The following is a 14885-nucleotide window of genomic DNA, read 5'->3' on the forward strand; positions in this document are numbered from 1 at the left end:
AACTTGGGAATCTGCCGGTTTCGTTGGGGAACGGGCCGGCATCGGAATGACGAGGGCGCGTTGCGCATGATGTTGGGAATGCGAGTGCGGGGGGGCTTGCTGGCCGCTCTGATCATGGTTGCCGCGCCGACGGGGGGTGCGCTGGTGTCTGCGCCGGCTGCGGCCCAGACCGTGGCGTCGATCTCCGTTGAGGGGAATCGGCGTGTCGAGGTTGAGACCATCCGTTCCTACTTCAAGCCAGGTCCCGGCGGCCGCCTTGGGCAGGCGCAGATCGACGACGGCCTGAAGGCGCTGATCGAGACCGGCCTGTTCCAGGACGTGCGAATCAACCAGGTCGGCGGCCGCTTGGTCGTGACCGTGGTCGAAAACGCCGTGATCGGCCGCATCGCCTTCGAAGGCAACAAGAAGGTCAAGGACGAGCAGCTCTCCGCTGAAATCCAGTCCAAGCCGCGCGGCACGTTCTCGCGGCCGATGGTCCAGTCGGATGCCCAGCGTATCGCCGAAATCTACCGCCGCTCGGGCCGTTATGACGTGCGCGTCACGCCTGAGATCATCGAGCAGCCGAACAACCGCGTCGACCTGGTCTTCACGATCACCGAGGGCAGCAAGACCGGCGTCAAGTCGATCGAGTTCGTCGGCAACGTCGCTTACTCCTCCTACCGCCTGAAGGACGTCATCAAGACGCGCGAGTCCAACCTGCTGAGCTTCCTCGGCGGTGCCGACGTCTACGATCCTGACCGGGTCGAGGCCGACCGCGACCTGATTCGTCGCTTCTATCTCAAGAACGGTTACGCCGACGTGCAGGTCGTCGCGGCGCTGACCGAGTATGACCCGGACAAGAAGGGCTTCCTCGTCACCTTCAAGATCGATGAGGGACAGCAATATCGCGTCGCCTCCGTCGACTTCCAGACCTCGATTCCGACGCTCGACGCCGCCTCGATGCGGAGCTTCTCACGCGTCAGCGTTGGCTCGGTCTACAACGCCGAGGCCCTCGAGAAATCCGTTGAGGAAATGCAGATTGAGGCGTCGCGGCGCGGCTACGCGTTCGCCGTGGTACGTCCGCGCGGCGATCGCAATTTCGAGCAGCACACCGTTTCGATCGTGTTTGCCGTCGACGAAGGCCCGCGCACCTATATCGAGCGCATCAACATCCGCGGCAACACCCGAACCCGTGACTACGTGATCCGCCGCGAGTTCGACCTGTCCGAAGGCGATGCCTACAACCGTGCGCTGGTCGATCGCGCCGAGCGCCGGCTGAAAAACCTCGACTTCTTCAAGAGCGTGAGGATCGTTACCGAGCCCGGCTCGTCGACCGACCGCGTGATCCTGATCGTCGATCTCGAAGAGAAGTCGACCGGCGACTTCTCGGTGTCGGGCGGCTACTCGACCACCGACGGTGCGCTGGCCGAAGTCAGTATCTCTGAGCGCAACTTCCTGGGCCGCGGTCTTTATGCCAAGGCAGCCGTGACCTACGGCCAGTATGCGCGCGGCGGCTCGCTGTCGTTCGTCGATCCCTATCTGTTCGACTACCGCGTCGCGCTCGGCCTCGACCTGTTCTATCGCGAGCAGCTGGCCAACAGCTACATCGCCTACGGCACCAAGACGTTGGGCTTCAGCCCGCGGCTCGGCTTCACCCTGCGGGAAGACCTCGCGCTGCAGCTGCGCTACTCGATCTATCAGCAGGAAATCTCGCTGCCGAGCCAGCTGGCGAACTGTAACAACGTGCAGTTCTTGCCTGACGGATCTCCGAATCCAAACTTCAATCCGAGCCCGGCCTTTGCGAATGCGAACGGCATCAGCCTGGTCTCCACAAACGGTCTCGGATGTTATTTCGACGGCGAAGCCTCGCTGCCGGTCCGCAGGGAGCTGCAGAACGGCAAGGCGCTGACCTCGGCGATCGGTTACTCGCTGAACTACAACACGCTTGATAATAACAAGAACCCGACCGACGGCTTGCTGATCGACTGGAAGCAGGACTTCGCCGGCGTTGGCGGCGATGTGAAGTACATCAAGTCGGCGATCGACGCGAAGTACTACACCCCGCTGGTCGCCGATATCGTCGGTTTGATCCACCTTCAGGGCGGCATCCTCAACCAGTTCGGCGGCAGCGAGCTGCGCATGCTCGACCACTTCCAGATGGGTCCAAATCTGGTTCGCGGTTTTGCGCCGAACGGCATCGGTCCGCGCGATATCAACCCCTTTGGCACGCGTGACGCGCTCGGCGGCACCAAGTACTGGGGCGCTTCGTTCGAACTGCAGATGCCGTTCTGGTTCCTGCCGAAGGAAGTCGGGCTCAAGGGCTCGGTCTATGCCGACGCCGGCGGATTGTGGGACTACAAGGGGCCGACGTCGTGGGCGGCAACGGGCGAGGTTAATCTGCCTGGTTGTATCCCGCCGACGCAGGCAACGGCGACGGCTGCGGCCACTCCTGGAACGTGTACCGGATTGCAGTACGACAACGGCAACGTCGTCCGTACCTCGGTGGGTGTCGGCATCATCTGGGCCTCGCCGTTCGGTCCGCTGCGCTTCGACTATGCGGTTCCGCTTACGAAGGGTCAGTTTGACCGCGTGCAGGAATTCAAGTTTGGCGGTGGCACATCGTTCTAAGGCGTCTTGACGCGAAGCGGACCTTAAGGTCCGCTTCGAGGACGCGGCGGAATAAGAGGAGAGGTCGGCTCCGTTCACCGGGGCCGACGCTCTGATGTGAGGGCCAGACTGCAGCGGGTAGAATGGCGCAGCCGATATTCTTCAAACAACCTCCTTCCTCAACGCTCGCCGAGCTGGCTGCGTTGACGGGAGCGGCATTGGTCGACTCCGCACGGGGCGATCACGTGATCAGGGGGCTGGCCTCGCTCGACGAAGCCGGTCCGATGCATCTGGCGTTCTTCGACAACCTCAAATATGTCGACCAACTCAAGGCGACCAAGGCCGGTGCCTGCCTTGTCAGCCCGCGCTTCGAGCAGCAGGTGCCCGCCCACGTTGCGGTGCTGCGCGCCGCCCAGCCGTTCCGCGCCTTCGTGAAGCTGGCGCGCGAATGGCACGCCGATGCGCTTCGGCCGCAGTCCTGGTTCGAGATTGACGGCATCGCACCGTCGGCGATCATCGACCCGTCGGCGCATCTGGAGGACGGCGTTATCGTCGATCCGCTGGCGGTGATCGGCCCGCGGGTCGAAATCGGCGCTGGAACCGTGATCGGAGCCGGCGCGGTGATCGGCGCCGACGTCAAGATCGGCCGCGACTGTAACGTCGGCGCGCGCACCGCGATCCAGTTTTCCCTGATCGGTAACAACGTCCTGATTCATCCCGGCTGCAGCATCGGGCAGGACGGCTATGGTTTCATCTTCTTCGGACCCGAGGGCCATCTCAAGGTGCCACAGACCGGCCGCGTCCTGATCCAGAACAATGTCGAGATCGGCGCCTCGACCACGATCGATCGCGGCAGCCTGCGCGACACCGTGATCGGTGAAGGCACCAAAATCGACAATCAGGTCCAGATCGGCCACAATGTGACCATCGGCAGGCACTGCCTGCTCGCGGCCCAGATCGGGCTCGCGGGCAGTCTGACGATAGGTGACAACGTGGCAATCGGCGCCAAAGCGGGACTTAACAATCACATCAAGATTGGCGATGGAGCGCAGATCGCTGCCATGAGCGCGGTTAAGGACGACATTCCTGCCAACGAACGCTGGGGCGGTCATCTAGCTCGGCCAACCCGGCAATGGTTTCGAGAGTCGCTGGCGCTTGAACGCTTGGCTCGCGATAGCGCAGCCCATTTAAAGGGCGAGGGGAAGGAGTGATGGAGGAAGCACCTGTCAGGTTCGAGCTCGTTGACATCAACGAGATCCTCAAGACCCTCCCGCACCGTTATCCGATGCTGCTGATCGACCGGGTGATCAAGATCCGGACCGACTACAGCGGCATCGGCATCAAGAACGTCACCTTCAACGAGCCGCCGTTTCTCGGCCATTTTCCCGAGCGTCCGGTCTATCCCGGCGTGATGATGATCGAGGCCATGGCGCAGACCGCAGGCGTGATCGGAATCAAGTCGGTCGAAGGCACCGAGAAGCCGCGCGCGGTTTATTTCCTGACCATCGACAAGTGCAAATTCCGAAAGCCGGTGATGCCCGGCGACACCGTCGAGTATCACATGCGCTCGATCGGGCGACGCAAGGCGATGTGGTGGTTTCACGGCGACGCCAAGGTCAACGGCACGGTCGTCGCCGAAGCCGACGTCGGCGCCATGCTGACCGACTGAACGCGCTTGGATCTATTCGCCACACAACTGGCGGATTTTTGATGTCTTTGCTCAATCGTTGGTAGTGGAACCCACGCCGAGGTCGATTGAGAGATTCTGCAGCCTGATTCCGGTTTGGGTCCCGCGCTTTTTCAACGGAGGCGTCCGTGAACAAGCTTGTGTCCTTTATTTCGTTTTTAGTCATTTTCCTCCTGGCGTCGCTGCCCACTGATGCGGCTGATCTGAACGGTCTGATTGCTTCGCTGAAGGGCGGCGGCTACGTCATCGTATTTCGGCACGGCGCCACCGACGACAGCCAGAAGGATGTCTATCCCTTCAAATTCGACGACATGAGCGCGCAGCGGCAACTGAACGACAAGGGCCGCGCGATGGCGCGCGAGCTTGGTGCGGCGCTTGCGAAACTGGGCGTGCCGATCGGCGAGGTCTATACCAGCCGCCTGAACCGCGCGGTCGAGACCGGCCGGCTGATCGGCGGCAAGGACGTCTCGCCAGTGGACGAATTGACCGACAGCGGCGCCGGCAGTGCGTCGTCAATGGCCAATCCCGACGGCAAGAACGTCAAGGTCGGACGTGCCGTGCGCGAGCTGGTCAGCGCGCCGCCGAGGGCCGGTGCCAACACTCTGGCCGTGACGCACAAGACCAACGTCACCGACGCCTTTGGCAAGGAGTTTGCCGATATCCGCGAGGGCGAGGCGCTCGTCTATAAGACGAGCGCTTCCGGCCAGGCCGCGTTCGTCGCGCGCGTGCAGGCGAGCGAATGGATCGCGCTGGCGGGCAGCTAGAGCATGATCCGGAAAAGTGTGAAGCGGTTTTCCGAAAAGATCATGCTCAAACAAAGACCTAAAGCGCGATGACGTTTCATCCAAATCTCATCGCGCTCTAGAAGGTAGCTGGGTCACGTCTTGAGATGTCGTTGCAGCCGATGTCGGATCGCCGACACAGTGTAATCACGTCGTCATGATGGCGGAACTTCATTGCTGGCTGCGACTTGATAATTCCGGTGGCAGATCGTCGGTGCCGAGAGGGCCGCATGAAATCGCTCGGATTGGCTGTCGTGCTGATGGGCTCGGCGGCTGTTTTTGCTGGAAGCGCAACGGCGCGCGACGACGGGCGTTACGCCAATTCGCCGCTCAAATCCTGGTTCGACAGCCTGAAAAGCGGCAAGGGGCCGTGCTGCTCCGATGCCGACGGCTCGGCCGTCTCTGACGTCGACTGGGAATCAAAGGACGGCCACTACCGCGTGCGGCTCGAGGGCCAGTGGGTCGATGTCCCCGACGATGCCGTCATTACCGAGCCGAACCGTGTCGGCCGCACCATGGTCTGGCCGATCAAGGGTACGTATGGAATAACGATCCGCTGCTTCCTGCCCGGCAGCATGACTTGAAAGCTCGTTCTGACGTTCGACAAGGCGCCGTCATCTGGCGGGCATCCCATTCGGATGCCTCGAAACACGCCGTAACCATACGTCACTAGACAGCCCTGGTATGCCGCGCTAACCACCGGAAAATGCGAGATATTCGCTGGGCAACGGATGGGCTGGCTTAAGTGATGGGTACGATCGATCCAACCGCGCGGGTTGAGGATGGCGCTGTGATCGGCGAGGGGACCACGATCGGTCCCTATTGCATTATCGGGCCTAACGTCGTGATCGGCGCAAATTGCAAACTGATCGCGCATGTGCACGTCACGGCGCAGACGACGATTGGCGATGGCTGCACCATCTATCCGTTCGTCTCCCTTGGCACCCCGCCACAATCGCTGAGCTACAAGGGCGAACTGACCAGGCTCGAGATCGGCGCCGGCTGCACCATCCGCGAATCCACCACCATGAATGCCGGGACGGTTGCCGGCGGCGGCGTGACACGGGTCGGCGACCGCGGCTATTTCATGAACTGCAGCCATGTTGGGCACGATTGCCTGGTTGGCAATGACGTGATTTTCGCGACATCGGCAACACTCGGCGGTCACTGCGAGATCGGCGATTTCGTCTTCATCGGCGGGCTCTCCGCGGTGCACCAGTTCACCCGGATCGGACCGCAGGTGATGGTCGGCGGCGTCTGCGGGGTGCGCGGCGACATCATTCCGTTCGGGCTCGCCAACGGCCAATATGCCAGCCTCGAAGGGCTGAACATCATCGGCATGAAGCGCCGCAAGTTTACCAAGGAGCGGCTCGCCAAGGTGCGCGCGTTCTATCAGAAGCTGTTTCACGGGCCCGGCGTCTTTGCCGAGCGGCTGAACGCGGTGCAGCCGATGGCCCGCGAGGATCCGGCGATAGCCGAAATCCTCACGTTCATCGCACAGGGCAAGCATCGTCCGCTCTGCCTTCCCGCCAGCGAGGGCAACAAGCAATGATGACGGGATCGCCGCGGCCATGACTTCAGCGGCTTCCGACATTTCGTCACCCGTCGGCGTCATCGCCGGCGGCGGCGCCATGCCGTTCGCGGTCGCGGATTCGCTGGTCGCGCGGGGGATCGCTCCGGTGCTGTTTGCGCTGCGCGGCGCCTGCGACGCGGAGCGCGTCGGCCGCTTTCGCCATCACTGGATTTCGGTCGGGCAGCTCGGGCGTGCGACAAAGCTGTTTCGCAGCGAAGGCTGCCGCGACCTGATCTTCATCGGCACCCTGCTGCGCCCCGCGCTGTCGGAGATCCGGCTGGACTGGGGAACGATCCGCGTTCTCGGCCGCATCTGGGCGGCATTCCGCGGCGGCGACGACCATCTGTTATCGGGGATTGGCCGCATCCTCGAACAGGACGGTTTCCGGATGGTCGGCGTCAGGGACGTGGCTCCCGATGTGCTGATGCCGGAGGGAAATATTGCGCGCGCCGCGCCTGATTCCGCAGGTATCGCCGACATCGCCAGGGGACGGGAGGTGCTTGGCGCGCTCGGCCCGTTCGATATCGGTCAGGCCGTCGTCGTGATCGACGGGCACGTGGTGGCGGTGGAGGACATCGAGGGCACCGACGGGCTTTTGGCGCGCGTGGCGCGGCTGCGCGAGGCCGGGCGGATCAGAGCCAAAGCGGGCCGCGGCGTGCTGGTGAAAGCGCCCAAGAGCGGGCAGGATTTGCGCTACGATCTGCCGACCGTGGGCGCCAGGACGGTCGAGGGCGCGGCGAAGGCCGGGCTCGCCGGTATCGCCGTGATCGCCGGCCATACGATTGCCGCTGACGCGCAGGCCATGATCGCGGCCGCCGACAGCGCTGGCCTGTTCATCCAGGGGCTATCAGCGTGACGCCGTCTCGCGCGACCGCCGGGATGGAGCGGAGGATATTTCTGATCGCGACGGAGGAATCCGGCGATCGGCTTGGCGCCAATTTGATGAAGGTGCTGCGCCAGCGTCTCGGCGACGGCGTGCGGTTCGAAGGCGTCGGAGGGCGCGCGATGGCGCGCGAAGGGCTCGACACGCTGTTTCCGATCGAAGAGCTTTCGATCATCGGGCTTGCCGCGGTCGTCAGGGAATTGCCGAAGATCCTCGGGCTGATCAAGGAAACCGCGATCGCCGTTACGGAAGCTGCACCGGATATCCTCGTCATCATCGACAGTCCGGATTTTACCCACCGCGTGGCGAAGCGCGTGCGTGCCAAGGACCCGTCGATTCCGATCGTCGACTATGTGTCGCCCTCGGTCTGGGCGTGGCGGCCAGGCCGGGCGCGCGCGATGCTGAAATATGTCGATCACGTGCTGGCGTTGCTGCCGTTCGAGCCCGAGGCCTATCAGCGCTTGCACGGGCCGCCCTGCAGCTATGTCGGCCATCCCCTGGTCGAACAATTGGCCTCGCTGCGCCCGAATGCGGATGAGGCCAAACGGCGGGCGGAATCGCCGCCGGTGCTGCTGGTGCTGCCGGGCAGCCGCCGCAGCGAAATACGCCACCACATGACGGTGTTCGGCCAGGCGGTGGGGCTGTTGCAGGAGCGGGGCGTCGCGTTCGAATTGATGCTGCCGACCATGCCGCATCTGCAGGAAACAGTGGTCGAGGCCGTAAAGGGCTGGCCGGTCCAGCCCCAGGTCGTGATCGGCGAGCAGGACAAGCGGGCCGCATTCCGGATCGCGCACGCGGCGCTCGCCAAGTCCGGCACCGTGACGCTCGAGCTCGCGCTGGCGGGCGTGCCGATGGTGACGGCCTACCGCGTCGGTGCCATTGAGGCGTTCATCCTGCGGCGGGCGATCCGCGTGTCGTCGGTGATCCTTGCCAACCTCGTGATCGGCAAGGACGTCATTCCCGAGTTTCTTCAGGAGGCGTGTACGCCCGAAAAGCTGGCGGAGGCGCTTGCCGACGTGCTGTCGGATTCGGCGCTGCGCCGCCAGCAGCTCGAGGCCTTCGCCACGCTGGATACGATCATGTCGACCGGCGATCAGCCGCCGAGCGTGCGCGCCGCCGATATCGTGCTTGCGACGATGTACAAGCCGCGGGTTTCGTAGGGATTTCGTAGGGTGGGCAAAGCGAAGCGTGCCCACCATCTTTCGGACTTCTCGGTGACAATGGTGGGCACGCTGCGCTTTGCTCACCCTACAAGGCTAACCCTTCCCACGAATACGAAAGCCGGACGCGGCGACCGCATCCGGCTTTTGTTTGTGGCGTAAGCGACGCTGCTTACTTGCGGCTATCCATCGGCACGTAGTCGCGGCGGGCGACGCCGGTATAGAGCTGGCGCGGACGGCCGATCTTCTGCTGCGGGTCCTCGATCATTTCGCTCCACTGGCTGATCCAGCCGACGGTGCGGGCGACCGCGAACAGCACGGTGAACATCGAGGTCGGGAAGCCCATCGCCTTCAGCGTGATGCCTGAATAGAAGTCAACGTTCGGATAGAGCTTGCGGTCGATGAAGTACTGGTCGGAGAGCGCGATCTTCTCCAGCTCCAGCGCCACCTTCAGCATCGGATCGTCGCCATGGCCGGTTTCCTTCAGCACGGCATGACACATCTTCTGCATGATCTTGGCGCGCGGATCGTAGTTCTTGTAGACGCGGTGACCGAAGCCCATCAGGCGGACTTCCGAGTTCTTGTCCTTCACCTTCTTGATGAATTCCGGAATCTTGTCGACCGAGCCGATCTCGGACAGCATCGCCAGCGCCGCTTCGTTGGCGCCGCCATGCGCCGGGCCCCACAGGCAGGCGATGCCGGCCGCGATGCAGGCGAACGGGTTGGCGCCGGAAGAGCCCGCGATACGCACCGTCGAGGTCGAGGCGTTCTGCTCGTGGTCGGCGTGCAGGATGAAGATCTTGTCGAGCGCGTCAGCCAGCACCGGGTTGATCTTGTACTCCTCGCAGGGCACCGCGAAGCACATGTTCAGGAAGTTCTCGGCAAACGAGAGCGAGTTCTTCGGATATATGAAGGGCTGGCCGATGGTGTATTTGTAGGCCATCGCCGCCAGCGTCGGGATCTTCGCGATCATCCGCATCGAGGCGATCATGCGCTGCTGCGGGTCGTTGATGTCGGTCGAGTCGTGATAGAACGCCGCCAGCGCGCCGACGCAACCGACCATGACCGCCATCGGATGCGCGTCACGGCGGAAGCCCTGGAAGAAGCGGGCCATCTGCTCGTGCACCATGGTGTGACGGGTCACGCGCGAGTCGAAATCCAGCTTCTGCGCCTTGGTCGGCAGTTCCCCGTAGAGCAGGAGGTAGCAGGTCTCGAGGAAATCGCCGTGCTCGGCAAGCTGCTCGATCGGGTAGCCGCGGTATTCGAGGATGCCGGCGTCGCCGTCGATATAAGTGATCTTCGACTGGCAGCTGCCGGTCGAGGTGAAGCCCGGGTCGTAAGTGAACATCCCCGCTTGGGCGTAGAGCTTGGCGATGTCGATGACATCTGGCCCCACCGTGCCGCTGAGGATCGGGAAATCGTAGGTCTTGTTACCAACCGTGAGCGTTGCAGTCTTGTTGCTGGATTTGGCGTCCATCGTGAATCCCCGATGAAATCGTTACGAAAAACCGTGCCACCTTGGTGCCATTCTCAAGGCAGCGGCAAGGAAGCCGGATTGTTCTAGAAGCGGCGCCAGATGGGTTAGCTTATTGCCCTGTGCACCGCAAGATGGCCGGAAACCCGTATAAGGTAGGGGCTAGCCGGCCGCCTGATCGGCGAGCCGGGCGAGGCATTCCTCCCGGCCCAGGACGGCCAAAACGTCGAAAATACCGGGGGAAGTGGTGCGCCCGGTCAGCGCCACCCGGAGCGGCTGGGCGACGGCGCCGAGCTTGAGGCCGTTTTGCTCGGCGAAATTCCGCATGGCGGCTTCCGTTGTCTCCGCATGCCAGTCGGTAACGGCTTCCAACGCAGTCCGCAGCCGGCCGATCAGGGCGCGGGTCTCCGGCGTCAGCAGCGCGGCGGCCTTGGCCTCGATCTGCAGCGGACGGTCGGCGAAGATGAAATAGGCGCCCGAGATCAGCTCGATCAGCGTCTTGGCGCGCTCCTTCAGGCTCGGCATCGCCCGCAGCAATTGCGCGCGCGTGGTGTCGCTCAGCTTCGCCTTGAGGTCAGCGCCTTCGGGGACGTAGTCGAGCACGCTCTCGAACTGCCTGAGCAACTCGCGGTCGTCAGCCTGGCGGATGTAGTGGCCGTTGAGGTTTTCCAGCTTGGCGAAATCGAACCGCGCCGCGGAGCGGCCGATCGCCGACAGGTCGAACGCGTCGATCATCTCCTGCGTAGAGAAGATTTCCTGGTCGCCGTGGCTCCAGCCGAGCCGGACCAGGTAATTGCGCAGCGCCGCCGGCAGGTATCCCATGGCGCGGTAGGCATCGACGCCGAGCGCGCCGTGGCGCTTGGAGAGCTTTGAACCGTCCGGCCCATGGATCAGCGGGATGTGCGACATGTTCGGAATGTGCCAGCCGAGCGCGTCGTAGATCTGCTTCTGGCGCGCGGCGTTGATTAAATGGTCGTCGCCGCGGATGACGTGGGTGACGCCCATGTCGTGGTCGTCGACCACGACCGCCAGCATGTAGGTCGGGGTGCCGTCGCCACGCAGCAGCACGAGGTCGTCGAGGTTCTCGTTCTGCCAGACCACGCGGCCCTGAACCTGGTCCTCGATCACGGTCTCGCCGGTCTGTGGCGCCTTGAGGCGGATTGTCGGCTTCATGCCTTCAGGCGCCCCGGCCGGGTCGCGGTCCCGCCACATGCCGTCATAGAGCCGGGTGCGGCCTTCCGCGCGTGCCTTCTCGCGCATCGCGGCCAGTTCCTCCGATGTGGCGTAGCAGCGGTATGCCTTGCCGCTGGCGAGCAGTTGCTCGGCTGCCTCGCGGTGCCTGGCGGCACGGCTGAACTGGTAGGTGACGTCGCCGTCCCAATCGAGCTCGAGCCATTTCAGCCCGTCGAGAATGGCCGCGATGGCCGCCTCGGTCGAGCGCTCGCGGTCGGTATCCTCGATACGCAGCAGCATCTTGCCGCCCGTCTTTTTGGCATACAGCCAGTTGAACAGCGCGGTCCGGGCTCCGCCGATATGGAGGAAGCCGGTGGGCGAGGGGGCGAAGCGTGTGACGACAGGATCAGTCATTACCGGGCAGCAAGGAGGTGGGAATTGGCGGTGGTGTATAGCAGGAACGGTGCATAACTAAAGCCTCAGCCACCGCAAAGTAGGCTTGGCTCACAGGGGCGAATTTGGCAGAAGGTTCGCCAATCCCTAACAGGAACTCGTAGATGACCACAGAACCGGTAACGGCAGAGGCGGGGCGCGACTTCATCCGCGACATCGTCCAGGCCGATCTCTCTTCCAAAAAGCACAGCCGGATCGTGACCCGCTTCCCGCCGGAGCCGAACGGCTATCTGCACATCGGGCACGCCAAGTCGATTGCCCTCAATTTCGGCATCGCCCAGGAATTTGCCGGCAAGTGCCATCTGCGCTTCGACGATACCAATCCGACCAAGGAAGAGCAGGAATATATCGATTCCATCCAGGCCGACGTGCACTGGCTCGGTTACGACTGGGGAACCGACCTCTATTACGCCTCCGATTATTTCGAGCGCCTGTACGACTGGGCGGAGAGGCTGATCAAGGCTGGCGACGCCTACGTCGACGACCAGTCGCAGGAGGAGATCCGCGTCAGTCGCGGCACGCTGACGGAACCCGGCAAGAACTCGCCGTTCCGTGACCGCACGGTCGAGGAAAACCTCGACCTCTTCCGGCGCATGAAGGCCGGCGAATTTCCGAACGGCGCCCGCGTGCTGCGCGCGAAAATCGACATGGCCGCGGGCAACATCAACCTGCGCGACCCCGTGCTCTACCGCATCCTGCATGCCGAGCACCCGCGCACCGGCACCAAATGGTCGATCTATCCGAGCTACGACTATGCCCATGGCCAGTCGGATGCGATCGAGGGCATCACCCATTCGATCTGCACGCTGGAATTCGAGGACCACCGGCCGCTTTATGAATGGCTGCTGGAAAAGCTGCCGGTGCCGTCCAAGCCGCGGCAGTATGAGTTCGCGCGTCTCAACCTCACCTACACGCTGCTGTCCAAGCGCGTGCTGACGCAGCTCGTGCGCGAAGGACACGTCTCTGGCTGGGACGATCCGCGCATGCCGACCATCGCGGGCCTGAAGCGGCGCGGTGTGCCGCCGGCGGCGGTGCGCGAATTCGTCAAGCGCATCGGCGTGGCGAAGGCCAACAGTGTGGTCGATGTCGGCATGCTCGAATTCTGCATCCGCGAGCACCTCAACAAGTCAGCGCAGCGCCGCATGGCCGTGCTGCGGCCGCTCAAGGTGGTGATCGAGAATTATCCGGAAGGCCAGGTCGAGGAGCTCGAGGCCGTCAACCATCCCGACGACCTCTCCGCCGGCACGCGAAAGATTTCGTTCGGCCGTGAGCTCTATATCGAGCGCGACGATTTCATGGAGAACCCACCGAAAAAGTTCTTCCGCCTGTCGCCGGGTAACGAGGTGCGGCTGCGCTACGCCTATTTCGTCAAGTGCACCGGCGTCATCAAGAACGATGCCGGCGAAGTCGTCGAGCTGCGTTGCACCTATGACCCAGCGACCAAGGGCGGCAATGCGCCCGACGGCCGCAAGGTCAAGGCGACCATGCACTGGCTGTCGGCGAAGGACTCGGTGCCGGCGGAAATCCGCGTCTACAACCAGCTATTCGCAAACCCGAGCCCGAACGCCGCGAATTTTGCCGCCGACCTCAATCCGGAATCGTTGGAAGTGCTGCGTGAGGCCCGGATCGAGCCGTCGGTCGCTGCCGATAATTCCGGCGAGGTGATGCAGTTCGAGCGCCAGGGCTATTTCGTGCGCGACAAGGATTCCGCCCCCGGTAAGCCGGTGTTCAACCGCACCATCGGCCTGCGCGACACCTTTGCCAAGGAAGTCGGCGGGAAGGGGTAGGTCGACGGTGCAAAGCGCGGCCGGGCGATCGTTCGCGAGGACGGCGACTGGAAGATCGCTAGCCGCCACGTCCTGTCCAAGACCCCGCTGATCGAGCAGTAGGTCCGCCACCCTATGACGCGAGGCTGAGGAAGATCGGCAGCCCGCGCTTGTTGGCGTAGATGGGACGGTAGCGTTCCGTGTTGTACGTGCTGGCGACGTCCAGCTTGCGCGGCCCCAGCTTGGCGTCGGGGATGGGGACCATTTGATAGCGCCCCTCCACCAGCGCCGACATTAGGCCGGTCTTTCCTTCCAGGATGGCATCGTAGGCCATATTGCCGAAGGTCAGGGCCACCAGCTTGTCCATGAAGTCCGGATCGCCCGATCGCAGATCGTAGGTGAGGTCGGAGGTGATCGTCTCTTCGCCGACGCGCCGCTTGATTTCATCTGCAAGCGACTCCGCCACGCTCGCCTTCTTGCGGTGACCATAGGCATCAGGCTCGCCATATTCCTGCACCGTGTAGCCCTCCCATGCGGCACCCTCGCTGAGCACGACCAGCGCGTAGTTGCTCGGGGTGGTACGCTTGTCCTCGAGGAGCAACTGGATCAGCTTGTCGAGATTGACCCTGTACTCCGGTATGACGCATCGTATCGAGGTTGCGTATGCGCTGAACAGCGCCGTAAATCCGGCATCGCGGCCAAAGACGCGGAAGATGCCGATTCGCTCGTGGGAGCCGACCGTGGTGCGTTGCCGCTGGATGGCGTCGCTGGCTCGGGTGATCGCGGTCGAAAAGCCGATGCAGTACTCGGTATTTCGGACATCGTTGTCCATCGTCTTCGGGATGGCGATAATCCTGACGCCGAGCTCGTTGAGCCTCGCCGCGTAACTCAGCGTGTCGTCGCCGCCGATGGCGATCAGATGTTCGATGCCGAGCCCCGAGAGGTTCGCCAGCACCTGGCCGGTGAGGTCCCACGTCCTGGCTGTGACGCCGTCGTTGGTGGTCGAGGAGGCTGGAAAGTCCTTCCCGACGAGATGATCGGGCAGCTTTTTCATCTTGGACGGATTGGTACGGCTCGAGTGCAGCACGGTCCCGCCGCGCCGGTCGATGATGCGTGTGTTCGCACGGCTTAGCGGGATGATGTAATGGGCCTTGCTGGCAGGAGCCTCGAGGTTCAGGTGCGTCAGAGCCTCCCAGCCACGGCGGAGACCGACGACCTCGATGTCGTCCTCACTGCCGCGATACGTCACGCTCTTGATCACGGCGTTGAGGCCGGGGACGTCGCCGCCGCCGGTGAGAATGCCAATGCGCTTTCTTACCATACCGACCTCCCAAGATTGGCATGTTTG

Annotated in this window: 12 protein-coding genes; 9 read left to right on the plus strand and 3 right to left on the minus strand. The window is 63.2% G+C overall.

All coding sequences use genetic code 11. The annotated features are described in order from the left end of the window. Positions 1–66: 66 nt before the first annotated feature. The 8 genes from bamA (at position 67) to lpxB (ending at position 8671) form a co-directional block, all read left to right on the plus strand. Positions 67–2607, plus strand: a complete 2541-nt coding sequence (gene bamA, locus QA643_RS19085) for an outer membrane protein assembly factor BamA (RefSeq protein ID WP_283034614.1) — start codon at positions 67–69, stop codon at positions 2605–2607. 122 nt (positions 2608–2729) lie between these two features. Next, entirely contained in the window at positions 2730–3797 is a 1068-nt protein-coding gene (gene lpxD / locus QA643_RS19090) for a UDP-3-O-(3-hydroxymyristoyl)glucosamine N-acyltransferase (protein WP_283034615.1), read from the plus strand. Continuing rightward, positions 3797–4255, plus strand: coding sequence for a 3-hydroxyacyl-ACP dehydratase FabZ (gene fabZ, locus QA643_RS19095; protein ID WP_283034616.1), 459 nt, complete (start codon positions 3797–3799; stop codon positions 4253–4255). The genes lpxD and fabZ overlap by 1 nt, the downstream gene beginning before the upstream one ends. A 146-nt stretch (positions 4256–4401) precedes the next feature. Continuing rightward, complete coding sequence (locus QA643_RS19100) at positions 4402–5037, plus strand: histidine phosphatase family protein (RefSeq protein WP_349253281.1); 636 nt, start codon at positions 4402–4404, stop codon at positions 5035–5037. A gap of 248 nt (positions 5038–5285) precedes the next feature. After that, entirely contained in the window at positions 5286–5639 is a 354-nt protein-coding gene (locus QA643_RS19105) for a hypothetical protein (RefSeq protein WP_283034617.1), read from the plus strand. A gap of 164 nt (positions 5640–5803) precedes the next feature. After that, a complete protein-coding gene (gene lpxA, locus QA643_RS19110; RefSeq protein WP_283034618.1) occupies positions 5804–6607 on the plus strand; it encodes an acyl-ACP--UDP-N-acetylglucosamine O-acyltransferase in 804 nt (267 codons plus the stop codon). A gap of 19 nt (positions 6608–6626) precedes the next feature. Then, the gene (lpxI, locus tag QA643_RS19115; protein WP_283034619.1) at positions 6627–7484 is read left to right on the plus strand and encodes a UDP-2,3-diacylglucosamine diphosphatase LpxI; all 858 of its coding nucleotides are present in this window, start codon (positions 6627–6629) and stop codon (positions 7482–7484) included. Between the two features lie 23 nt (positions 7485–7507). Beyond that, complete coding sequence (lpxB, locus tag QA643_RS19120; RefSeq protein WP_283034852.1) at positions 7508–8671, plus strand: lipid-A-disaccharide synthase; 1164 nt, start codon at positions 7508–7510, stop codon at positions 8669–8671. A 172-nt stretch (positions 8672–8843) separates the two neighbouring features. Here lpxB and gltA read toward each other — a convergent pair whose 3' ends face one another. Then, positions 8844–10148: a citrate synthase gene (gene gltA / locus QA643_RS19125; protein WP_283034620.1), complete on the minus strand. Its 1305-nt coding sequence runs from the start codon at positions 10146–10148 to the stop codon at positions 8844–8846. Between the two features lie 159 nt (positions 10149–10307). After that, a complete protein-coding gene (gene gltX / locus QA643_RS19130; protein ID WP_283034621.1) occupies positions 10308–11732 on the minus strand; it encodes a glutamate--tRNA ligase in 1425 nt (474 codons plus the stop codon). Positions 11733–11875: 143 nt separating this feature from the next. Between gltX and QA643_RS19135 the strand changes: the two genes are divergently transcribed. Beyond that, positions 11876–13558 carry a glutamine--tRNA ligase/YqeY domain fusion protein gene (locus QA643_RS19135; RefSeq protein WP_283034622.1) on the plus strand — a complete coding sequence of 561 codons (1683 nt, stop codon included), beginning with the start codon at positions 11876–11878 and terminating at the stop codon, positions 13556–13558. Between the two features lie 112 nt (positions 13559–13670). On the opposite strand, the gene QA643_RS19140 is transcribed toward QA643_RS19135, so the two are convergent. After that, positions 13671–14858 carry a 6-phosphofructokinase gene (locus QA643_RS19140; RefSeq protein WP_283034623.1) on the minus strand — a complete coding sequence of 396 codons (1188 nt, stop codon included), beginning with the start codon at positions 14856–14858 and terminating at the stop codon, positions 13671–13673. Between the last annotated feature and the right edge of the window lie 27 nt (positions 14859–14885).

It is taken from the genome of Bradyrhizobium sp. CB3481 (assembly GCF_029714305.1).
Lineage (GTDB): Bacteria > Pseudomonadota > Alphaproteobacteria > Rhizobiales > Xanthobacteraceae > Bradyrhizobium.